Source organism: Mycobacterium sp. DL592, from assembly GCF_011694515.1.
Classification (GTDB): domain Bacteria; phylum Actinomycetota; class Actinomycetes; order Mycobacteriales; family Mycobacteriaceae; genus Mycobacterium.
Genome location: NZ_CP050192.1, coordinates 3721120 through 3743361, shown reverse-complemented (window position 1 = coordinate 3743361; position 22242 = coordinate 3721120). Strand labels below are relative to the sequence as shown.

The 22242-nt window shown below is 70.1% G+C and carries 21 protein-coding genes; 11 read left to right on the top strand and 10 right to left on the bottom strand.

Annotation, left to right across the window (positions count from 1 at the left end; translation table 11 throughout):
* Positions 1-16: 16 nt before the first annotated feature.
* Positions 17-409, top strand: a complete 393-nt coding sequence (locus HBE64_RS17985) for a hypothetical protein (protein ID WP_167105090.1) — start codon at positions 17-19, stop codon at positions 407-409.
* Here the strand turns inward: HBE64_RS17985 and HBE64_RS17980 are convergent.
* From HBE64_RS17980 to HBE64_RS17970, 3 genes are read right to left on the bottom strand one after another with little or no spacing between them, the layout of a single operon-like run.
* Positions 386-889 carry a GNAT family N-acetyltransferase gene (locus HBE64_RS17980; protein WP_167105087.1) on the bottom strand — a complete coding sequence of 168 codons (504 nt, stop codon included), beginning with the start codon at positions 887-889 and terminating at the stop codon, positions 386-388. The two genes, HBE64_RS17985 and HBE64_RS17980, sit on opposite strands and share 24 nt — an antisense overlap.
* Complete coding sequence (locus tag HBE64_RS17975) at positions 886-1983, bottom strand: isochorismate synthase MenF (protein WP_167105083.1); 1098 nt, start codon at positions 1981-1983, stop codon at positions 886-888. The genes HBE64_RS17980 and HBE64_RS17975 overlap by 4 nt, the downstream gene beginning before the upstream one ends.
* On the bottom strand, positions 1980-2591 hold the full coding sequence (locus tag HBE64_RS17970; RefSeq protein ID WP_167105080.1) for an acid phosphatase: 612 nt from the start codon (positions 2589-2591) through the stop codon (positions 1980-1982). The genes HBE64_RS17975 and HBE64_RS17970 overlap by 4 nt, the downstream gene beginning before the upstream one ends.
* A 78-nt stretch (positions 2592-2669) precedes the next feature.
* Here HBE64_RS17970 and HBE64_RS17965 point away from each other — a divergent pair, with 78 nt between their 5' ends.
* Entirely contained in the window at positions 2670-3464 is a 795-nt protein-coding gene (locus HBE64_RS17965; RefSeq protein ID WP_167105077.1) for a ParA family protein, read from the top strand.
* Here the strand turns inward: HBE64_RS17965 and HBE64_RS17960 are convergent.
* Complete coding sequence (locus tag HBE64_RS17960; RefSeq protein ID WP_167105074.1) at positions 3461-4690, bottom strand: hypothetical protein; 1230 nt, start codon at positions 4688-4690, stop codon at positions 3461-3463. The two genes, HBE64_RS17965 and HBE64_RS17960, sit on opposite strands and share 4 nt — an antisense overlap.
* A 16-nt stretch (positions 4691-4706) precedes the next feature.
* Entirely contained in the window at positions 4707-6203 is a 1497-nt protein-coding gene (locus HBE64_RS17955; RefSeq protein ID WP_167105071.1) for a DEAD/DEAH box helicase, read from the bottom strand.
* Positions 6204-6453: 250 nt separating this feature from the next.
* Here HBE64_RS17955 and HBE64_RS17950 point away from each other — a divergent pair, with 250 nt between their 5' ends.
* Positions 6454-7167: a ferritin-like fold-containing protein gene (locus HBE64_RS17950; RefSeq protein ID WP_167105068.1), complete on the top strand. Its 714-nt coding sequence runs from the start codon at positions 6454-6456 to the stop codon at positions 7165-7167.
* Here HBE64_RS17950 and HBE64_RS17945 read toward each other — a convergent pair whose 3' ends face one another.
* Positions 7168-7731: an MmpS family transport accessory protein gene (locus HBE64_RS17945; protein WP_167105065.1), complete on the bottom strand. Its 564-nt coding sequence runs from the start codon at positions 7729-7731 to the stop codon at positions 7168-7170. It abuts the gene before it with no gap.
* Positions 7732-7907: 176 nt separating this feature from the next.
* Here HBE64_RS17945 and HBE64_RS17940 point away from each other — a divergent pair, with 176 nt between their 5' ends.
* A complete protein-coding gene (locus HBE64_RS17940; RefSeq protein ID WP_167105062.1) occupies positions 7908-8156 on the top strand; it encodes a DUF3107 domain-containing protein in 249 nt (82 codons plus the stop codon).
* Here the strand turns inward: HBE64_RS17940 and HBE64_RS17935 are convergent.
* Complete coding sequence (locus HBE64_RS17935) at positions 8153-8830, bottom strand: TetR/AcrR family transcriptional regulator (protein WP_167105059.1); 678 nt, start codon at positions 8828-8830, stop codon at positions 8153-8155. The genes HBE64_RS17940 and HBE64_RS17935 overlap by 4 nt on opposite strands.
* Positions 8831-8993: 163 nt before the next feature.
* Here HBE64_RS17935 and HBE64_RS17930 point away from each other — a divergent pair, with 163 nt between their 5' ends.
* The 3 genes from HBE64_RS17930 (at position 8994) to HBE64_RS17920 (ending at position 12262) form a co-directional block, all read left to right on the top strand.
* Complete coding sequence (locus HBE64_RS17930; protein ID WP_167105056.1) at positions 8994-10031, top strand: DUF3152 domain-containing protein; 1038 nt, start codon at positions 8994-8996, stop codon at positions 10029-10031.
* A 161-nt stretch (positions 10032-10192) separates the two neighbouring features.
* Positions 10193-11371: an adenylyltransferase/sulfurtransferase MoeZ gene (gene moeZ / locus HBE64_RS17925; RefSeq protein WP_167105053.1), complete on the top strand. Its 1179-nt coding sequence runs from the start codon at positions 10193-10195 to the stop codon at positions 11369-11371.
* Positions 11372-11407: 36 nt separating this feature from the next.
* Positions 11408-12262, top strand: coding sequence for a TIGR02569 family protein (locus HBE64_RS17920; protein WP_167105050.1), 855 nt, complete (start codon positions 11408-11410; stop codon positions 12260-12262).
* Here HBE64_RS17920 and HBE64_RS17915 read toward each other — a convergent pair.
* Together HBE64_RS17915 and HBE64_RS17910 are read right to left on the bottom strand one after the other, a co-directional pair.
* Positions 12259-12555, bottom strand: a complete 297-nt coding sequence (locus tag HBE64_RS17915; RefSeq protein ID WP_167105047.1) for an MGMT family protein — start codon at positions 12553-12555, stop codon at positions 12259-12261. The two genes, HBE64_RS17920 and HBE64_RS17915, sit on opposite strands and share 4 nt — an antisense overlap.
* Positions 12556-12557: 2 nt before the next feature.
* Positions 12558-13355: an alpha/beta fold hydrolase gene (locus HBE64_RS17910; protein ID WP_371744005.1), complete on the bottom strand. Its 798-nt coding sequence runs from the start codon at positions 13353-13355 to the stop codon at positions 12558-12560.
* A gap of 46 nt (positions 13356-13401) precedes the next feature.
* Between HBE64_RS17910 and HBE64_RS17905 the strand changes: the two genes are divergently transcribed.
* Complete coding sequence (locus HBE64_RS17905; RefSeq protein ID WP_167105041.1) at positions 13402-16554, top strand: ATP-dependent DNA helicase; 3153 nt, start codon at positions 13402-13404, stop codon at positions 16552-16554.
* Entirely contained in the window at positions 16491-19793 is a 3303-nt protein-coding gene (locus HBE64_RS17900; RefSeq protein WP_371744004.1) for an ATP-dependent helicase, read from the top strand. Before HBE64_RS17905 ends, HBE64_RS17900 begins: the two co-directional genes overlap by 64 nt.
* Here HBE64_RS17900 and HBE64_RS17895 read toward each other — a convergent pair.
* A complete protein-coding gene (locus tag HBE64_RS17895) occupies positions 19768-20172 on the bottom strand; it encodes a MauE/DoxX family redox-associated membrane protein (RefSeq protein ID WP_167105038.1) in 405 nt (134 codons plus the stop codon). The genes HBE64_RS17900 and HBE64_RS17895 overlap by 26 nt on opposite strands.
* 51 nt (positions 20173-20223) lie before the next feature.
* On the opposite strand from HBE64_RS17895, the gene HBE64_RS17890 reads away from it, so the two are divergent.
* Both HBE64_RS17890 and nudC read left to right on the top strand, forming a co-directional pair.
* A complete protein-coding gene (locus HBE64_RS17890) occupies positions 20224-21297 on the top strand; it encodes a TrkA family potassium uptake protein (RefSeq protein WP_167105035.1) in 1074 nt (357 codons plus the stop codon).
* 4 nt (positions 21298-21301) lie between these two features.
* A complete protein-coding gene (gene nudC, locus HBE64_RS17885; RefSeq protein ID WP_167105032.1) occupies positions 21302-22216 on the top strand; it encodes an NAD(+) diphosphatase in 915 nt (304 codons plus the stop codon).
* The last annotated feature ends 26 nt before the right edge of the window (positions 22217-22242 follow it).

Below are 22242 nucleotides of genomic sequence, written 5' to 3'. Positions count from 1 at the left end.
CGTTAGGCTCGGGCCCGTGACCGTTCCTGCCCCCTCAACTGTGCGCCAGGCTGCGGTGCTGGTGGCCCTCGAAGGTGCTGCCGCGGTGGTGGCCGCCGTGGTGTTCGTGATCCGCGGGCTGGCCGGCGTCGACCAGCATGTGGTCAGTGGCTTCGGCAACGCCGCCTGGTTCGCCTTGATCGGCGCGGGCGTGCTGGCCGGGGCGTGGGCGCTGTGGACCGGCCGGCGGTGGGGCCGCGGGATCGCGGTGTTCGCCCAGCTGCTGCTCCTGCCGGTGACCTGGTACATCGGCGTGGGCTCACACCAGTGGGCCTACGCCATCCCGATTGCAGTGATCGCCCTGGCGGCCCTGGTGCTGCTGTTCAGCCCGTCGACGCTGCAGTGGCTAGGCGCCCTCGACGAGCGGTGAGGATTCGGCGGCCAGCGCCGAGAGCTCCGGGCCCGACACCCGGTAGGTGATCCACTCCGACATCTGCTTGCCGCCGACCGCGTCGTAGAGCGCGATCGCGTTGACGTTCCAATCCAGCACCGCCCAGCTCAGCCGGCTGTAGCCGTTGTCGACGCACTCGCGAGCCAGGGTGGCCAGCATGGTGCGGGCCAGGCCGCGGCGGCGGAACTTCTCCCGTACGAACAGGTCCTCGAGGTATACCCCTGCCACGCCGTCCCAGGTGGAGAAGTTGCGGAACCACAGCGCGATCGCGGCCGCCTCGCCGTCGACCTCGGCGAGGTGGCAGAACCCGACCGGGTCGTCGCCGAAAAGCGCTGTGGTGATTTGGCTTTCGACGACGGTGCAGTCTTCGGAGGCATGCTCGAACTCGGCCAGTTCGCGGATCATCGTGACGATGTCGGATTCATCACCGGGCCGGGCCCGCCGGATCTGTGCGGTCATTGCGGTACTCCCAGTGCTGACAGAATTGTCCTGAATTTCGTTGTGGTCTCCGCGACTTCGTCTTCCGGGTCGGATTCGGCGACGATACCTCCGCCGGCCAGGGCCAGGGCCTGACGCCGGTCCGCGGACAACTGCGCACCGCGGATCGCCACCACCCAGCGGCCGTCGCCGCGGGCGTCGCACCAGCCGACCGCCCCTGCGTAGAAGCCGCGGTCGCCCTCCACCTCGGCGATCAGGTCGACCGCCGCCGCGGTGGGAACACCGCCGACCGCGGGCGTCGGATGCAGCGCCAACGCCAAATCGATTGCCGTCGTTGAGGTATCGCGCAATGTGCCGCGAATCGGTGTCGACAGGTGCCACAGTGCGGCGGTGCGGCTGAGCTGAGGTTCGGTCGCTACGTCCAGATCGCTGCACAACGGCCCCAGCGCGGCGCGCATGGTGTCGACGACGAGCTGATGCTCGTGACGGTTCTTGGCCGAGTCGGCCAGTGCGGCACTGTTGGCGGCGTCGGTGGCCGGGTCTGCCGAACGCGCCGCCGAACCGGCGAACGGCTGGCAGGTCACCTGGTCTCCCGAGCGGGCGACCAGAAGCTCCGGGCTGGCGCCCACCAGTGCGGTGCCGGTGTAGGCGCCGCCGGCCGGGGACAGGTCGGCCAAGTATGCGGTGGCCTCGGGGTCGTCGGCGACCAGTCGCTGCAGGATGGTCCGCTCGTCGAGGCTGCCGTCGGCGACCAGACGCAGAGCACGCGCCAAAACGACCTTCTGCAAACCACTTTCGGGATCGTTGAGGCTCTTCAATGCGGTCCGGATACGAGCCAGGTGCTCGGCGGGAGGAGGCAGGGTCGCCTCGATCCGCACGCTCGGCAGCGCGACCACCGGCCAGCCAGGCAGGGCGTCGGTGAACGTCACCGCCCGAGGACTCAGTAGTGCGGCAGCGCCGCGAACGTCGAACGGCAGGGCCCCCACCACCAGGTCGGCCGAGCCGTCGGCCAGGGCCGCCGCGGCCGCCGCCGCACTGTCATAACCCGCCCGGATCCCGTCGGCGACAACCGTCCCGGCCGGTCCACATAGCACGAACGAGGGAGATGCCGTCACGTCCCGGTGACCGGCTCTCGGTGGCTCGTCAAGCCCAGTGCCGAGAGTTGCCGCAGCCCGTACTCGAAGCCGCACACCGCCACCGACGCCGCGCCGAAGCCGTAGCGGGCGCCCTCGCGCAGCGGCTGCTCGACCCAGCGGGTCACCACCGACCTTGAGAAATGGCCGTGACCGACGAACACGACGTCACGGTCGGCCATGTGTTCCAGCGCGTAGGACACCGCCTGGTCGGCGCGCATGCTGACCTGGTCGACGCTCTCACCGCCCGGGCAGCCGTACGTCCACAGCAGCCAGCCCGGCGTCTCGGTGCGGATCTCATGGGTGGTCAGGCCCTCGTAGTCGCCGTAGTCCCACTCGGCCAACAGCGGGGACACCTCGTCGACGGTCAGCCCGGCCAGCGCGGCGGTGGCCAGGGCCCGTTTGCGGGGGCTGCTGATGACAAGCGGGTTCTCCAGCGCCAGATGCTCGAGAGTCACCGCCGCCAGGACGGCCTGTTCGCGACCGTGATCGGTCAGGTCCAGATCGGTGGTACTGGTGTGCTTGCGGTCCCGCGACCATTCGGTCTCGCCGTGGCGTAACAGGACAAGCCGATGGGTGCCGACGCTCACGTCCACTCATTCTGCCCGATGACCAGGCGGAGCGTGGCAGGCGGGACGCGCAGGCCCGGAACCTGTCAGGATGGGCAGGTGACCCGAGTACTGGCGGTGGCCAATCAAAAGGGTGGGGTGGCCAAGACAACCACGGTCGCGTCGTTGGGGGCGGCTTTCGTCGACGCGGGTAAACGTGTGTTGCTCGTCGACCTCGACCCGCAGGGATGTCTGACGTTCTCACTGGGCAGCGACCCCGACAAGCTCCCGGTATCGGTACACGAGGTGCTGCTCGGTGACGTCGAGCCCAGCACCGCCCTGGTCGAAACCGCCGAGGGCATGACGTTGCTGCCGGCCAACATCGATCTGGCCGGCGCGGAGGCCATGCTGCTGATGCGGGCCGGTCGGGAGTACGCGCTCAAGCGGGCGCTGGCCAAACTAGACGGCCAGTTCGACGTGGTGATCATCGACTGCCCGCCCTCGCTGGGCGTGCTGACCCTCAACGGCCTCACCGCCGCCGACGAGGTGATCGTTCCGCTGCAGTGCGAGACGCTGGCGCACCGCGGAGTGGGCCAGTTCTTGCGGACCGTCGATGACGTGCAGCAGATCACCAACCCCAACCTCAAGCTGCTGGGCGCGTTGCCGACGCTCTACGACTCGCGCACCACGCACAGCCGTGACGTGCTCCTCGACGTCGCCGACCGCTACGACCTTCCGGTGCTGGCCCCGCCGATCCCGCGCACGGTCCGCTTCGCGGAAGCCAGCGCCTCGGGGTCTTCGGTGTTGGCGGGCCGAAAGAACAAGGGCGGCAACGCTTATCGTGAGTTTGCGACATCTCTGCTGAAGTACTGGAAGTCCGGTAAGGCGCTTCCGACGTTCGCCCCGGAGATCTAGCTCGGCGGGCCGAACACAGTCAGCGCCGCGCCGCGCTGCTCGATGAGCTGCGTGCCGGTCACCGCGGGCACCACCGGGCCGTTGCCTGCCGGGTGGCTGACGGGGATCACCCGCGCATTGGTGCCGTTGTTCGGGTCGTAGACCCCGATGCCGGTGCTGAGCGGGATCAGCAGCCGACCGCCCATCATCGTCGCCGGCCCCACCGGGCTGACTTGTCCGACAGCGTGGATGGTGTAGCGGTAGCCCAGCTTTGCGTCGAAGACCTCCACGGAGTCGCCGGTCCACCAGGTGATGAGGTCACCGGCCTTGGTCACCGCTTGCGCCGGGTTGGCCAGCACCGGGGCATTCGACATCAGCGTCGACGCCACCTTGGTGCCGGTCTCGTCGTACACCGCGATCTCGGGTTTCGGCGAGGGCAGGTACACCGCCGTCGTGGTTCCCGACACCGCGAGCACCCGGGCCTCCGAATCGGTGGCGACGCCGGGCAGCGGGACGTTCTTGGTGTCGGGCTCGTCGTCTTCCTTGGCCGGCTTGAGCAGGGTCAGACGCAGATCCTTCTGGTCGCGGCAGGCTTCGAGCACCGACACCGCTTCGTCGCTGGCGGCCGCCGACATCAGCGTGCAGCCGGTTCCGACGCCCTGGTTGACGGGTTTGACCCGGGCGTCGATCTCGCCGTAGGCCAGCATGCGCACCAGATCCGAACGCCACAGCTCCAGCCGCGTCGGGCCGGCGGACAACACCGTGCTGCCGCTGGCGCTGAGCACGATCTGCTTGTCGGCGTAGGCCGTTCGGGTCGGTCCGCGCCGCCCGGTGCCGCCGTTGATGCTGCTGACCTGACCGCAGCCGCGTACATCGGGATAGACCGCCACGGCCAGGTCGTAGACATAGGACACCCCGCACAGGTCGGTGTCGCGGGCGAACGTCCACCGGGTCTCGCCGGTCGTGGGGTCGTGGCCCGTCACCGTGCGGCCCTCGCCGGTGATGACGGTCCCGCCGACGACGATCGGGCTCAGCGTGCGCGGACTGGTCGCTGTCCAGAGCTGGCGCAGCGTGTCGGGCACCGCCCGGGCGGGCACCGGGTTGGGTGCCGGACCGGATGCGGGACGGCTGATCGTGGCCCGCGCCGAGCTGTTCCACCAGAACAGCGCGGCGACGACGGCGACGACGAGCGCAATCGCCGCAGCAGCGACGAGGTCGCCCTTGGTACGGCGCTCAGGTCTGACCATCGACGACAGTGGCGGCTCAGCCGGCGGTCGGGGCGGCTTCGGCCGCATTGCGCGGACGACGCCGGCGCCGACGCTTGCGGGCGGCCCCGTCCCCGGTGGCAGCTGCAGGTTCGGACGTTTCTCCGTCGGGCTGTCCGTCAACCGAGTTCTCGACGTGCCCGCTCGCCGACTCGCCGGCGCGGGTCCGGCGGCGCGACCGATTGCGGCTGGGGCGCTCACGGGTGGAATCAGTGGAGCTCACCCGGCTCGAACCCTTGGGGTCCGGGCGTTTGCGGGTGGCGCCGACCGAACCGGTGGCCTCGGTCGGGATGCCCAGCTCCTCGTAGAAGTGCGGCGAGTTGGAGTAGGTCTCGGCGGGATCGGCGCAGTCCAGCTTGAGGGCCTTGTCGATCATCGACCAGCGCTCGAGCTCGTCCCAGTCGACCAGCGTGATCGCGATACCGGTCTTGCCGGCCCGGCCGGTGCGGCCGATGCGGTGCACGTAGGCCTGCTCGTCCTCGGGGATCTGGTAGTTGATGACGTGGGTGATGTCGTCGATGTCGATACCGCGGGCGGCGACGTCGGTGGCCACCAGCACGTCGATATCACCGGTGCGGAACGACTTGAGTGCCTTTTCGCGGGCGATCTGGCCCAGGTCGCCGTGCACGGCGCCGACCTTGAACCCGCGCTCGGCGAGTTCGTCGGCGACCTTCTGGGCGGTCCGCTTGGTGCGGGTGAAGATCATCGTCGCGCCGCGGCCCTCGGCCTGCAGGATGCGGGCGACCATCTCGACCTTGTCTAGCGCGTGCGCGCGGTAGACGAACTGCTCGGTGGTGTCGTGGGTGGCCGCGCCTTGCACGCCCTCGGCCCGGATGTGAGTGGGCTGCTTCATGAAGGTGCGGGCCAGCGTGATGATCGGGTCCGGCATGGTCGCCGAGAACAGCATGGCCTGCCGCTCGTCGGGGATCTGGCGCAGGATCCGCTCGATGTCGGGCAGGAAGCCCAGGTCGAGCATCTCGTCGGCCTCGTCGAGGACCAGCATGCTCAGCCCGCCGAGCTGCAGGTGGCCCTGCTGAGCGAGGTCGAGCAACCGGCCGGGGGTGCCGATCACGACGTCGACGCCCTTCTGCAGGGCCGCGATCTGGGCCTCGTAGGGGCGTCCGCCGTAGATCGAGGTGACGGACAGCTTGCGGTCGCCGGCGCGCAGATACTTGGCGGCGCTGGCGAGGTCTTCGTACACCTGCAGGCAGAGCTCGCGGGTCGGCACGACGACCAGCCCGCGCGGGATGCCGGACAGTTCACGGTCGGGGTCGGTGGTGATGCGCTGCAGCATCGGCACGCCGAACGCCAGCGTCTTGCCCATGCCGGTGCGGGCCTGGCCGATGAGGTCGTCGCCGGCCAGGGCCATCGGGAGGGTCTGTTCCTGGATGGCGAAGGCGAATTCCTTGCCGTCTTCGGCCAGTGCCCGGACGATCTCGTCACGGACTCCGAGCTGGGCAAAGGTGAGTTGGGGATGTGTTGTCAGTGGTGTCATGCTTGGGGCGCGGTGCCTTCCGATGTCGTTCCTCGTTTGTGCTGTCACGCGCGCACGAGTTCTGACTCTCCGGAATGGATTCGGCGATCCTGATGATGCCGATTCGCTGGGCCCTGCGCTGAGGGAGGCGGGCCCACTGCGTGCACGCACATTTCCTGAACAACGGTTTGTCACCGTCGTCCGACCCCATCATAGCTGGTCGGCGACTTCGGTCCGGTTCGGCGTCCCGGCCGCGACTACAGTGTCGGCCATGAGTGCCTCGCAGCCTGTGCCGGCCGCCGGAGATCTGAGCGATGCGGCAGGGCGGGGGCCGTCCCGCGTGCAGGCCGATCATCCGGCCATCAACGAGCTGTTCACGCTGCTGGCGTACGGCGAGGTCGCCGCGTTCTACCGGCTGACCGAGGAAGCCCGGATGGCGCCCAACCTGCGCGGACGGATCAACATGGCCAGCATGGCGGCCGCCGAGATGGGCCATTACGAGCTGCTGCGCGACGCGCTGACCGCGCGCGGCGTCGACGTCGTACCCGCGATGGCGCGGTACGCCCCGGCCCTGGAGAACTACCACCGGCTGACCACCCCGAGCACGTGGCTGGAGGCGCTGGTCAAGACCTATGTCGGCGACGCGATGGCCGCGGACTTCTATCTCGAGATCGCCGACGTGCTGCCCGATGAGATTGCCGATGTGGTCCGCTCGGTGCTCGCCGAGACCGGTCACTCGCAGTTCGTCGTCGACGAGGTTCGTGACGCGGTGACCGCGTCGGGACGGCAGCGCAGCAGGCTGGCGCTGTGGTCGCGCCGGCTGCTCGGCGAAGCGATCACCCAGGCGCAGTACGTGCTGGCCGACCACGACGAGCTGGTGGACCTGGTGCTGTCGGGCCCGGGCGGGCTTGGTCAGGTCGCCGATTTCTTCTCCCGGCTGCAGCAGACGCACGACGACCGGATGCGGCAGCTCGGGCTGGCCTGACTAGCGGTTGCAGGTCGCCGAGATCGCGTTGTCGGCCTGCGCGGCCACGGTCGCCCCCGTCGCATCGGTGATCCAGCAGTTCAGCTGGCTGCCCGCACTGCTCGCCGTGACGTAGTTGACCGGGACGGTGGGCACCACGGTCAGCTGCCAGGGCAGGGTGACGTTTTCCGCGGTGCGCAGCGTTCCGGTTTCGTCGGCGTAGACGATGGTCACCGGGTCATCGGGGCGCTGGTTGCCCGACACCGTGTAGACGACCTGACGCGGATCGACCATCGGCGCGGCCAGGGCCGCTGCCGCCGGGGTGCTCGGCGTGACGGTGACAGGGGTTTCGGCAGGCATGCCGGACATGGTGACGGTGACCGGTGCCGGCGGCGGGGTGGACGGATGGGGGCCCGAGGTGGCCACCACGGTGCGTTTCGGGGGAGTGGTGTCCGTGCTGACGCTGGCCGCGTCGCCGGTCTTCACGACGAACGTCGTCGCGACGGCGGCAACCAGCACACCCGCGGCAGTCAGGGACACCCGTTGCCACAGGGGCACGGTTGCGCGGCGTCCGGTGTCGTTCATCGTGATCAAGGCTAGGGACGGATCCGGGCGCTCTGGACACGCCGCGCGCGGCCGTTGCCATGCTGTTACCGCAGCTTGATGCCCTATTCGCTGTCCGCGAACGCCTGCCCGCGGCCGGGTTGGCCGGTGTCCACTAGCCTTCTGGGGTACAGCGCACACGAACGGAAGGGTCAAGCGTGGAGGTCAAGATCGGTGTCTCGGACAGCCCACGTGAGCTCGTCTTCAGCAGTTCGCAGACGCCCGCGGAGGTTGAAGACCTGGTGACGGCCGCGCTGTCGGGCAGTGGGCCCGACGTGCTGAGCCTGTCCGACGACAAGGGCCGCCGGATTCTCGTGCACGCGTCGAAGATCACCTACGTCGAGATCGGTGTCGCTGACACGCGACGGGTCGGCTTCGGGATCGCGGCAAGCCCCGCCGGGGCTTAGCTGCGGGCCAGCGGCACGTGTGACAGTCCGCCCCAGGCGAACTGCACCGTGCCGTCGACGGCGGCTTCCTTGGTGATCGGGCGATCGGAGTCCAGCCAGTAGCGGGAGCAGTCGACGCTCAGGGCCACCAGTCCGACCGCGATCATCCTGGCGCGGTGCGGGTCAAGGCCGGAGTCACGGCTGATGAGGTCGAACACCGCGTCGGTGCAGGCCTCGGTGGCCACCTTGACCTGTGCGGCGACCTGGGGCTCGGTGACGTAGTCGTTCTCGAAGATCAGCCGGTAGCCCTGGCCGTCGTGCTCGATGAAGTCGAAGAACGCCTGTACGGCGGCGCGCAGCCGTTGCCGGTTGTCGGTGGTGGTGCGCAGCGCCTGCCGCACGCCCGAGACCAGGTTGTCGACATGCAGCTGCAGGACGGCCAGGTACAGCTCAAGCTTGCTCGAAAAGTGTTGGTAGAGAACAGGTTTGCTGACACCGGCGCGGTCGGCGATCTCGTCCATACCTGCGGCGTGGTAGCCGCGGTCGACGAATACTTCGCTGGCTGCGGTCAGCAGCTGGCCGCGACGCTCGTCGCGCGGGAGCCGGCTGCCACGCCGCGCGGGGGTTCCGGCGGGACGGTCGCCAGTTGCAGCCCGGGCGGTCTTACGCTCGGCCGTGTTGGCGATTTCGCTCATGAGTCCTCAATCTGGTGTTCAGCCGACCCGGCGATGCCTCGCACGCCCGGCTCGTCGCACCGACAGTACTACCCGGGTGCAGTTACCCGCCCGTAGCCGTCTCGGGGTGGCGATACTGGCGCGCCGGAAGTCGGCCGACCATCGGTTGTGCCATCCTGGGTCGGTGACCTACGACCCGGGGCATCGCGGGGACGGTCGTGTACCGGTGCTGCGCAGCGAATGGCGTGAGCCGTTGCGTGCCCAGCGCGACCCGCTCGCCGGCGACTCCGGGCGGGCCAGATCCAACCGCGACCAGCGTCGACAGTGGCGCAAGCAGACCTGGCTGGGCCGGTTCGTGTCCACCTACGGCTGGCGGGCCTACGCCCTTCCGGTGCTCATCGCGTTGACCGGGGTCGTGCTTTATCAGACCATCACCGGTACGGCCGCCCCCGCGCTGGAAACCCATGACGCCGTGCAGGGGCCGCCGACCATCGGCTCCAGCGGCACCGCGATCATCGGCGCCCCGCCGCGCGGTCTGACGGCGTTCGACGCGAATCTGCCGACCGGCATCCTGCCCGAGGGCGGCGCCTTCACCGAGGCCGGCGCCAAGACGTGGCACATCGTGCCCGGCACCACACCCAAGGTCGGGCAGGGCACCGCCAAGGTCTTCACCTACACCGTCGAGGTGGAGGACGGTATCGACACCGCGTCGTTCGGTGGTGACGAGGGCTTCGCTCGCATGGTCACCGAGACGCTGTCCAACCCCAAGAGCTGGATCCACAATCCCCAGTTCGCCTTTCAGCGCATCGACGCCAGCACGCCCGAGGTCAAACCGGACTTCCGGGTGTCGCTGACCTCCCCGATGACCGTCCGCGAGGGCTGTGGCTACGAGATCCCGCTGGAGTCGTCCTGCTTCAACCCCGCCTACGGCCCGAACGCCGAGCCGCGGGTGTTCATCAACGAGGCGCGCTGGGTGCGCGGCGCCGTGCCGTTCCAGGGCGATGTCGGCTCCTACCGGCAGTACCTGGTCAACCACGAGGTCGGCCATGCGATCGGTTACCGCACCCACGAGCCGTGCGACGAGAACGGCGGGCTGGCGCCGATCATGATGCAGCAGACCTTCTCCACGGCCGACAACGATGCCGCGAAGTTTGATCCTGAGTCCGTCAAGGCCGACGGCAAGACGTGCCGGTTCAACCCGTGGCCGTATCCGATCGCCTGACGACGATGCGGGGCGAGGTACGAGCCCCGAGGAGGAGTCGGGCAATCAGATATCGCCTGAGCTAGTTACGGCCCCAGGCAGGGAAGCTTTGGCTCCTGTTTGCCGTTGATCGGACTACCTGCTGAGATGGGCGGGGAACGTCGAAACCCGAGGAGTATCCGGTGTCCTCACCGTTGCCGCCGCTGGTCGAGCCAGCTGCCGAGCTCACCCGCCAGGAAGTGGCCCGCTACAGCCGTCACCTGATCATCCCGGACCTCGGTGTCGTCGGGCAGAAGCGCCTGAAGAACGCCAAGGTGCTGGTGATCGGTGCCGGCGGGCTGGGCTCGCCGGCCCTGCTGTACCTGGCGGCCGCCGGCGTGGGCACGATCGGCGTCGTCGAGTTCGACGTCGTCGACGAATCCAACCTGCAGCGCCAGATCATCCACGGCCAGTCCGACATCGGCCGGTCCAAGGCCGAAAGCGCCCGCGACTCCATCCTGGAGATCAACCCGCTGGTCACCGTCAACCTGCATGAGCTCCGGCTGGAACCCGACAATGCCGTCGAGCTGTTCGAGCAGTACGACCTGATCGTCGACGGCACCGACAACTTCGCCACCCGCTACCTGGTCAACGACGCCGCGGTGCTGGCGCACAAGCCTTACGTGTGGGGTTCGATCTACCGTTTCGAGGGCCAGGTGTCGGTGTTCTGGGAGGACGCCCCCAACGGTCTGGGCCTGAACTACCGCGACCTGTACCCCGAGCCGCCGCCACCGGGGATGGTGCCGTCCTGCGCCGAGGGTGGCGTCCTGGGCATCCTGTGCGCGTCGATCGCCTCGGTGATGGGCACTGAGGCCATCAAGCTGATCACCGGCATCGGCGACCCGCTGCTGGGCCGCCTGATGGTCTACGACGCACTGGACATGACCTACCGGACGATCAAGATCCGCAAGGATCCCGAGACACCGAAGATCACCGAACTCATCGACTACGAGGCGTTCTGCGGTGTGCTGTCGGAGGATGCGGCCGACGCGGCGCGCGATTCGACGCTGACCCCGCAGGAGCTGCGCGAGCTGCTCGACTCGGACAAGAAGGTCGCCCTGATCGACGTCCGCGAGCCGGTGGAGTGGGAGATCAACCACATCGGGGGCGCCGAGCTCATCCCGAAGTCCGCTATCGAGTCGGGCGAGGGGCTGGCCAAGATTCCGCAGGACCGTATTCCGGTGTTGTACTGCAAAACCGGTGTCCGCTCGGCGGAGGCGCTGGCGGCGTTGAAGAAGGCCGGATTCTCCGACGCGCTGCACCTTCAGGGCGGCATCGTGGCGTGGGCCCGGCAACTCGAACCCGACATGGTCATGTACTGACGGCCTCCCGGCCTCGGCACGCTTTACCCTGACGGGATGACCGACGAACGTCCGCCTGACCACGTCCTGGCGGCTTTCGGTCTCAAGTACGTCGACCCCGAACCGCTCGGCGCCGGCTGGGAGGGTGGCTGGCGCTGCGGAGAGGTCGTGCTGTCGACGATCGCCGATCACGCCCGCGCCGCCTGGTCGGCCAAGGTCCGCGAGACGTTGTTCGTCGACGGTGTCCGGCTCGCCAGGCCGGTGCGCTCGACCGACGGCCGCTACGTGGTGGCGGGCTGGCGGGCGGACACCTTCGTCGCCGGGACACCCGAGCCCCGCCACGACGAGGTGGTCTCGGCGGGAGTGCGCCTGCATGAGGCCACTGCCAAGCTCGAACGTCCCCGCTTCCTGACCCAGGCCCCGGTGGCGCCGTGGAGTGACGTCGACGTGTTCGTCGCGGCCGACCGGGCGGCCTGGGAGGAACGTCCGCTGCAGTCGCTGCCGCCGGGGGCGACGGTGGCGCCCGGCTCGGCCGACGGCGAACGGTCGATCGAACTCATCAACCAGCTGGCCGGTCTGCGCAAGCCCACCAAGAGTCCCAGCCAACTCGTGCACGGTGATCTCTACGGCACCGTGTTGTTCGCCGGAACGGCGGCGCCAGGCGTCACCGACATCACCCCGTACTGGCGCCCGGCCCCGTGGGCGGCCGGTGTCGTCGTCGTCGACGCCCTGGCCTGGGGTGAGGCTGACGACGGACTCATCGAACGGTGGAGCGCGCTGCCCGAGTGGCCGCAGATGTTGTTGCGCGCGTTGATGTTCCGGCTGGCCGTACATGCGCTGCATCCCCGCTCGACGGCGGCGGCGTTCCCCGGTCTGGCGCGCACCGCGGCGCTGATCCGGCTGATCCTCTAGAAGGTGTGGCGGGTCTGCGCCAGGTCCACTCGGCCGTCGTCGGCCAATACCCCCTCGGCCCGCAGCAGCTCGAGCTGCCGTGTCGCCAGGTGCGGCGCCGGCCGGCCCGAGGCCGTGATGACCCGGTGCCAGGGCAGGTCCGAGGAGTCGGTGCGCATGATCCAGCCGACGATGCGCGGGCTGGAAAGCTCTGCGGCCGATGAGATATCGCCGTAGGTGGCGACACTGCCCGGTGGGATGGACGCCACCAGTCGGCGGACCAGTTCCACCTGCTCGTCGGTCACCGGTGCCATGGCTAACCCGACTCGAGCATGCCCCGGATGATCGCCGCGGTCTCGGCCGGCTTGGCCTGGGCGACCATGTGCTGGCAGTCCAGATCGACCAGCGTGAAGGCCGTGCCGAGGCGGCCCGACAGTGCGTCGATCAGCTCCGCGCTGACATAGGGGGGTTCGGTCCACGTCGCGCGCACCAGCGTCGTGCGGGTGCCCGGATGCGGCACGACGATCTCGCGGGCCAGCTCGCTCCAGTACGACATCATCGCGGGCACGCTGATCCGCCAGCCGTAACGGCCGTTGGGGAGCGCGATCAGATGCTCGTCGAGTTCGGCTTCGAGCTCGTCCACAGGGACGTCAGCCCATGAGCCGGTGAACTTTTCGGTGCGCGCCTCGTCCCGGTCGGTGTAGTCGGGGGAGGCCAGCATCGACTCGGCGATCTCGCTCATCCATGCGCCGTCGAGGCCGATCGCGGGATCGAGCAACACCAGCCCGGCCACCAGGTCGGGGCAGGCGGCGGCGAGGTGCAGGGCGACGGCCCCGCCGAACGAGTGCCCGACCACCACGACCGGACCGTCCGCCTGGTCCTCGACCAGGGTGGCCAGCGCGGCCACGTTCGCATCGATGGTCCACGGCGCCGAGCGCGGGGAGCGGCCGTGGCCGAGCAGATCGGGTGCGGCGACCGCGATGTCGGGCAGGTGCCGGTCGCTCAGCGTCTGCCAGCGCCTGCCGTGTCCGGTCAGCCCGTGGATGGCCAGCACCTGTACGGGTCCGGGCGGGCCGTAGCGGTGGTTGTACAGGTGGTCGCTCACAGGCTTCATGCTGCCATTGCCCGAACTTGTCGGAGCCCCGTGGTGTCATTCCGGCATGACCACCCCCGACCGCGTGAGCCCCGGTTCACTGGCCGACGTCACCGAGCCTGAGGCCCTGGTGCGGCCGGGGTTGCGTGGCACGTTCCGCATCGTCGGGGGGCCGGGCACCGGCAAGAGCAGTCTGCTGGTGGCGGCGGCTGCAGCCCACATCACCGCCGGGGCGGACCCGGAATCGGTTCTGCTGCTGACGGGTTCTGGGCGGCTGGCGGCCGCAGCGCGCAGTGCGGTGACCGCCGAGCTTCTCAAGGCGCGTTCGGCGCAACCGTGCCGCGCGGTGGTGCGCGAGCCCCTGGTGCGCTCGGTGCACAGCTACGCCTTCGCCGTGCTGCGCCAGGCGGCGGCACGCGCCGGTGACCCGCCGCCGCGGCTGGTCACCGGAGCCGAACAGGACGGCATCATCCGTGAGCTGCTGGCCGGTGACCTCGAGGACGGCGCGGCCTCGGTGTCGGTGTGGCCGGCGCAGCTGCTGCCCGCGTTGAGCACTGCCGGGTTCGCCACCGAGTTGCGCGATCTGCTGGCCCGCTGCGCCGAGCGCGGTGTCGATCCACTGCGGCTGCAGCGGCTGGGCCGGTTGTCGGGTCGCCCGGAATGGGCGGCGGCGGGCCGGTTCGCCCAGCAATACGAGCAGGTGATGCTGCTTCGGGCGGCGGTCGGCACCGCCGCACCGCAGGCCACCGTCCCGGCGCTGGGGGCGGCCGAACTTGTCGGCGCCGCCCTCGAGGCGCTCGGCAACGACGCCGAACTGCTGGCCGCCAGCCGTTCGCGGATCAGGCTGCTGCTGGTCGACGACGCCCAGAACCTCGACCCACAGGCGGCCCGGCTGGTGCGGGTGCTCGCCGCCGGAGCCGAGCTGACGCTGCTCGCCGGTGACCCCAACGAGGCGGTGTTCGGTTTCCGCGGTGCGGACCCGGAGCTGTTGACTGCCAACGACACTCCGGTCGTCGAACTCTCCCGGTCATACCGCTGCGCCCCCGCGCTGGCGCGTGCGATCAGCGGGGTCGCCGCCGGGCTTCCGGGCAGCGGGACGTGGCGGGCGCTCGGCGCCACCGGGGACGGCGGCACGGTGACGGTGCGGGTGGCGGCGTCCGCGCATGCCGAGGCGGCGTTGATCGCCGACCGGTTGCGGCGCGCGCATCTCGTGGACGGTGTGCCGTGGTCACAGCTGGCGGTGATTGTCCGATCCGCCTCGGCGGCGGCGTCGCTGAGCCGCGCCTTGGCCGGTGCGGGGGTTCCGGTGGCCGCGCCGTCGGTGGCAGGCCCGGTCGCGGAACAGACGGCGGCCAAGGCGCTGCTGACGGCGCTCACCGCCACCTGCCACGGGATTGACGGCGAGCAGGCACTGGCCTTGCTGACCGGTCCGATCGGCCGGGTCGACCCGGTATCGCTGCGGCAGCTGCGACGGGCATTGCGCCGCAACGCCAATGACCCGACTCGCGATTTCGGTGAGCTGCTGGCCGAGGCGCTCACCGGCGGATCATCGGATCTGCCCGCGACGCTGGCCCGCCCGGTCAACCGGGTGCGGGCCGTCCTGGCCGCAGCGGCCCGCGCCCACCGCGGCAACCGGGACCCGCGCTACACGCTGTGGCAGGCCTGGGAGCGCAGCGGGCTGGCGCGCCGCTGGTTGTCGGCGGCTGAGCGCGGCGGTACCGAAGGCGCTGCCGGTGAGCGGAATCTGGCCGCGGTCACGGCACTGTTCGACCTGGCCGACGACTACGTCTCGCGTACTACCGGCGCCTCGCTGCCCGGATTGCTCGACCATGTCGCGGCGCTGCAGCTCCCGCCGGTGCAGTCCGACGGCGCCGACTCGGCCCAGACGGTCGCGGTGCTCAGTCCGCACGCCGCCCTCGAGCGCGACTGGGAGCTGGTGGTGATCGCCGGGCTGCAGGACGGCTTGTGGCCCAACACCACTCCGCGCGGCGGGGTCCTGGGCACCCAACGGCTGCTCGACGTCCTCGACGGGTTGGGTGACGACGTCTCGGTGCGTGCCCCGCTGCTCGCCGAGGAGCGCCGGCTGCTCATCGCCGCGATGGGTAGGGCCCGGCGCGAACTCTTGGTCACCGCGGTCGACAGCGACGACGGCGACGACGCAGCGCTGCCGTCGCCGTTCGTCGCCGAGATCGGGCAGTGGGCCACCACCGACGCCACGATCACCACGGCCCCGCCGGTCGCGGCACCGCCCGTGCTCTCACCGGCGGCGGTGGTGGGCCGGCTGCGCGCCGTGGTCTGCGCCCCGCAGGGCGCCGTCGATGACGCGCAACGTGGCACCGCGGCAAGGCAATTGGCCCGGCTGGCCGCCGAAGGTGTGCCGGGCGCTGACCCTGCGCAGTGGTATGGCATGGCGACGGTGAGCACCGAGCAACCGCTGTGGTCCGGTGATGAGCACACCGTCACCTTGAGCCCGTCGACGTTGCAGGCCCTGACCGACTGCCCGTTGCGTTGGCTCACCGAGCGGCACGGCGGTGCGGCCCGGCGCCACTTGCGTTCCACCCTCGGCTCGATCGTGCACGCACTGGTCGCCGAGTCCGGTAAGAGCGGGGAACAACTCGTCGCCGAGCTGGAAAAAGTCTGGGCGGCAATACCATTCGACTCGGCATGGTATGCCGACAACGAACTCGACCGGCATCGCGCCATGCTGGAGGCGTTCGTGTCGTGGCGTTCGGCGACGCGCCACGAACTCACCGAGGCCGGCACCGAGGTAGAGGTCGACGGGCTGGTCGCTGAGCCGGACGGCGAGGGCCCTGGCGTCCGGGTGCGCGGGCGGGTCGACCGGCTCGAACGCGACGCGCAGGGCCGTCTGGTCATCGTCGACGTCAAGACCGGCAAGAGTCCGGTCACCAAGGACGACGCACAGCGCCACGCCCAGCTCGCCTTCTACCAACTCGCTGTCGCCGAGGGCGTGCTCGGTGACGGCGACCGTCCCGGCGGCGGCCGGCTGGTCTACATCGGAAAGCCAAGCGCTGCAGGGGCAACCGAACGTGAGCAGTCCGCACTCACCGAGGACACCCAGGCGCAGTGGCGCCAGACGGTCCAGGAGGCTGCCGCCGCGACCGCGGGACCGCAGTTTGTCGCCAGGGTGAACGACGGGTGCACGCACTGCCCGATGCGGCCCGGCTGCCCCGCCCACATCACACCCCGGACGGAACCCTGATGACCTATACCCCCGCGGAACTGGCTCAGGCCCTTGGTGTTCCGACCCCCACCGACGAGCAGGCCGCGGTCATCGCCGCTCCGCCCGGGCCGCTCGTGGTCATCGCCGGTGCCGGTGCGGGCAAGACCGAGACCATGGCTGCGCGCGTGGTGTGGCTGGTGGCCAACGGATTCGCCGAGCCGGGCCAGGTGCTGGGGCTGACCTTCACCCGCAAGGCGGCCGGTCAGCTGCTGCGCCGGGTCCGCTCGCGGCTGGCGCGCCTGGCCGGGCACGTCGGTGCCCCGGCCGCTGTCGGCGCACCGACGGTTAGCACCTACCACGCGTTCGCCGGCACGCTGCTACGCGAGTATGGCCTGCTGCTGCCGGTCGAGCCGGATGCCCGGCTGCTCAGCGAAACGGAGATGTGGCAGTTGGCCTATCAGGTGGTCAGCGCCTACCCCGGGCCGCTGGACACCGACAAGGACCCCGCAAAGGTCACCGCGATGGTGCTGCGTCTGGCCGGTGAACTGGCCGAGCACCTGGTCGACACCGAGGCGCTGCTGGACACCCACGTCGAGCTCGAACGTCTCGTTCACACCCTGCCCGCCGGCCGCTACCAGCGCGACCGCGGGCCCAGCCAGTTCCTGCTCGGGATGCTGGCCACCCAGACCGAACGCACGGCCCTGGTTCCCCTGATCGACGCCCTGCACCACCGGATGCGCGCCGAGAAGGTCATGGACTTCGGCTCGCAGATGTCATCGGCGGCGCGGCTGGCGGTCGGCTGCCCCCAGGTCGGTGCCGAGCTGCGCAGCCGGTATCGCGTGGTGCTGCTCGACGAGTACCAGGACACCGGCCACGCCCAGCGCATCGCGCTGTCGTCGTTGTTCGGTGGGGGAGCCGACGACGGGCTGGCGCTGACGGCGGTGGGGGACCCGATCCAGTCGATCTACGGCTGGCGTGGCGCGTCGGCGACCAACCTGCCGCGGTTCACCACCGATTTCCCCCGCTCGGACGGCTCCCCGGCGCCCACACTCGAACTGCGGACCAGCTGGCGTAACCCGCCCAGCACGCTGCACGTCGCCAACGCCGTGTCGGCCGAGGCGCGCCGCCGTTCGGTCGCGGTCCGGCCGCTGAAGTCGCGCCCGGGTGCCGAGCCGGGCACGGTCAGCTGCGCACTGCTCACCGATGTCGCCACCGAGCGGGGATGGGTGGCCGACCACATCGCCGCGCGCTACCGGCAGGCGAGCGCGGCCGGCGCCCCACCGCCCACGGCCGCCGTGCTCGTCCGCCGCAACGCCGACGCCGGCCCGATGGCCGAAGTCCTGACGGCGCGGGGGGTTCCGGTCGAGGTCGTCGGTTTGGCCGGGTTGCTGTCGATTCCGGAGGTCGCCGATGTGGTGGCGATGCTGCGACTGGTCGCCGATCCGGCGGCGGGCGGGGCCGCGATGCAGGTGCTGACCGGCGCGCGCTGGAGGCTGGGCGCGCACGACATCGCGGCACTGTGGCGCCGCGCGGTCACCCTCGACGGGCAGCGGCCCGCCGCGGTCAGCCCGGAACAGATCATCGCCGCGGCCGCCCCGGACGCCGACACCGCGAGCCTGGCCGACGCGCTGGCCGACCCCGGCCCGGCAGCGGCATACTCCGAGGACGGATACCGCCGGATCACCCGGCTGGCCGACGAATTATCCCGACTGCGAACACTTTTGGGCAACCCGGTGACCGATCTGGTAGCCGAGGTGCGCCGGACACTCGGCGTCGACGTCGAGGCCCGCGCAGCCCGTCCGGTCGCCGCCGGGTGGAGCGGCGCCGAACACCTGGACCGCTTCGCCGACGTCGTCGCCGACTACACCGCGCGCCCGGGCATCGGGGTGGACAGCCTGCTGGCCTACCTCGACGCCGCCGCAGTCGTCGAGAACGGGCTTGCCCCTGCCGAAGTCAGTGTGTCCGCCGACCGGGTTCAGATCCTGACCGTGCACGCCGCCAAGGGACTGGAATGGCAGGTGGTCGCCGTCCCGCATCTGTCCGCGCGGGTGTTCCCGTCGACGGCATCGAAGCGCACCTGGTTGTCCGACCCGTCGGACCTGCCGCCGCTGCTGCGCGGCGACCGCGCCGCCGCCGGCCTGCACGGCGTCCCGGTCCTGGACACCTCGACGGTCAGCGACCGTAAAGGGCTGTCCGACAGCATCATCGCCCACCGCGACCAGCTGGGGCAGCGCCGCATCGACGAGGAGCGCCGACTGCTGTATGTCGCGATCACCCGCGCCGAGGACACGCTGCTGCTATCGGGCCACCACTGGGGGCTCACCGAGTCCAAGCCGCGGGGACCGTCGGATTTCCTGGTCGAGATCAAAGACATCATCGACGCCTCCGTCGCGGCGGGCCAACCCTGCGGAGAGGTGGAGCACTGGGCCCCGACGCCCGCTGACGGCGAACGAAACCCACTGCAGGACAAGCCCCGTGAGGCACTGTGGCCGGCCGACCCGCTCGCGGGCGCCCGCCCTGACGTCGAGCGCGGCGCGGCGCTGGTGAGTGCGGCGATCTCGGGTGCGCTGCCCGACGGGGCCGACGACGATCCCGAGGGCTGGGCCGCAGATGTCGACGCACTGTTGGCCGAACGCTCCCGCGGCGCGGCGCCGGTAGCTCCGGCACTGCCCGGCCAGCTGTCGGTGAGCGCCCTGGTCGAACTCGACCGCGATCCGGCCGGCGCGGCCCGGCGGCTGGCGCGCCGGCTGCCGTCACGGCCGGATCCGCACGCCATGCTCGGCACCGCGTTCCACGAGTGGGTGCAGCGCTTCTACGGCGCCGAGCGGCTCTTTGACCTCGACGACCTGCCCGGTGCGGTCGACGACGGACCCGTCCAGGCCGCCGAACTGTCCGCGCTGCAGGACAAGTTCACCGCCTCGCCGTGGGCGCTGCGCACACCGGTCGATGTCGAGGTGCCGTTCGAGATGGCGATCGGTGACACCGTGGTGCGCGGCCGTATCGACGCGATCTTCCCCGACCCCGACGGGACCATGACCGTGGTCGACTGGAAGACCGGTGAGCCACCCGCCGACGGCCAGGCCCGCAGGCATGCGGCCGTCCAGCTCGCGGTGTACCGGCTGGCGTGGGCCGCCCTGAGCGGACAGCCCGAAACGTCAGTGCGCGCAGCGTTCTACTACGTGCGTACCGGACAGACCGTCATGCCCGAAAAACTGCCAGGTGCAACCGAATTGGTTGACCTGCTGGCGTCGGCTAGTAGCGCGGAGCGTTGCGCCTGATGGCCACTGCCTGGGTGATCATGGGCACCTGCAAGGGCAGCCGGGCCAGCGCGGCAATCTTCATCGGCAGCGGCTTGTCCCACCACAGCCGCACCATGTTGATGTTGGCCGGGAACACCGCCAGATACAGCGCGATCGCCGCCAGCGCACCGGCGCGTCGCGTGCGCGGAACCAGCAGCATGGCGCCGACGCCGACCTCGGCGACACCCGAGGCGTAGGTGTAGAACCGCGGGTCGCCCGGCAGTTCGGCGGGCACGATGGTGTCGAAAGGCTTGGGCGCCGCAAAGTGGCCCAGGCCGATCGCGATCAACATCGCGGCGGTGCGGTAGGCAGGCACCTGGCTCTTGGTGACTGCGGGTTCAGTTGTCGTCGTCGGCATGGGTACATAATGCTCATGTGGTGGTAGCCGGGCGCAAGATGATGGGGTCGCGTGGCCAAAGGTAGATTGCGGCGCAGGCTCGAAGCGATCGACGAGAACCTGGCCGCCAAACCCGACAGCGCACTCGTCGACTATCTGCGCATCCCGGAAAAGTTCGTCAGCCCCGGGCGCCGGATCGGGCGTCGGCTGCTCTACGCCTTCGCGGCGCTGTTCGCCGCGGTCATCATCGTCTACCTCGATCGCGACGGCTACCGCGACGTCCGCGAGGCGCCGCTGACCTTCCTGGACTGCATTTACTACGCCACGGTGTCACTGTCGACCACCGGCTACGGCGACATCACGCCCTACACGGAGACCGCGCGACTGATCAACGTCCTGGTCATCACCCCACTTCGGGTGGCATTCCTGATCGTGTTGGTCGGTACCACCGTGGAGACGCTGACCACGGCGTCGCGCCAGGCTCTCAAGATCCAGCGTTGGAGGAACAGCGTGCGTAACCACACCGTCGTCATCGGCTACGGCACCAAGGGCAGGACGGCGGTGGCCGCGATGATCGGTGACGGCGCCGCCCCGGCCGACATCGTCGTCGTCGACACCGACCAGGCCTCGCTGGACCGGGCCAGCGCCGCCGGTTTCGTGACGGTGCGCGGTGACGCCAACAAATCCGACGTGCTGCGCCTGGCCGGGGCCCAGCACGCGCATTCGATCATCGTGGCGACCAACAGCGACCCGACCGCGGTTCTGGTCACCCTGACCGCTCGTGAGCTCGCCCCTAAGGCCAAGATCATCGCCGCGGTGCGCGAGGCCGAAAACCAGCACCTGCTGCGCCAGTCCGGGGCGGACTCGGTGGTGGTGTCCTCGGAGACCGCCGGCCGACTGCTCGGCATCGCGACCAGTGCACCCAGCGTCGTGGAGATCATCGAAGACTTGCTGACCCCCGACGCCGGCTTCGCGATCGCTGAGCGGGAGGTCGAACCCAAGGAGGTCGGCGGCTCGCCGCGCCATCTGCCCGACATCGTGCTCGGCGTGGTTCGCGAGGGCAAGCTGCTGCGGGTCGACGACCCGAACGCCGACGCCCTGGAAAGCACCGACCGGCTGCTCTACGTGCGCAGCACCGGAGACTGAACCGGTGGCCTTCCGTCTGCGCAACATCCCCCTGCTGTCGCGCGTCGGCGCTGACCGCGCCGACGCCCTGCGCACCGATATCGATGCCGCGATCGCGGGGTGGGCCGATGCGCTGCTGCTGCGTGTCGACAATCGCAACCAGGTGCTGATCGCCCACGGCCAGGTCGTGCTCGGCGCGGCAACCGATCTCGGCGACAAGCCCCCTGCCGACGCGGTGTTCCTGGGCCGGCTCGAGGACGGCCGCCACGTGTGGGCGGTCCGGTCTGAGCTGCAGGCACCCGAGGACGTCGAGGCCACGGTGCTGGATCTGCGCCGCGCCGGGCGCGTCTTCGACGATGTCAGCGCCCAGTTGGTCTCCTGCGCCACCGCGCTGCTCAACTGGCATGACCAGGCGCGGTTCAGTGCGCTCGACGGTTCGCCGACGCGGCTGGCCAAGGGCGGCTGGTCGCGGGTGAACCTGCTGACCGGTCACGAGGAATTCCCGCGGATCGACCCGGCCATCATCGTTCTCGTGCACGACGGTCACGACCGTGCGGTGCTGGCCCGCCAGACGTTGTGGCCGCCGCGGTTGTTCTCGCTGATCGCCGGATTCGTGGAGGCCGGTGAGTCGTTCGAGTCGTGCGTGGTGCGTGAGGTGGCCGAGGAGATCGGCCTGTCCGTGACTGACGTGGAGTACCTGGGCAGCCAGCCCTGGCCGTTTCCGCGCTCGCTGATGGTGGGCTTCCACGCGATCGGCGACCCCGAGCAGGAGTTCACCTTCCACGACGGTGAGATCGCCGAAGCGGCGTGGTTCACCCGCGCCGAGGTCCGCGAGGCCCTCGATCAGGGGGACTGGAGCAGTGACTCACCGTCGCGGCTGCTGCTGCCCGGCTCGATCTCGATCGCCCGCGAGATCATCGAGTCCTGGGCTCACTTCTAACCAGCGCCCAAACCGACAAACGGGCG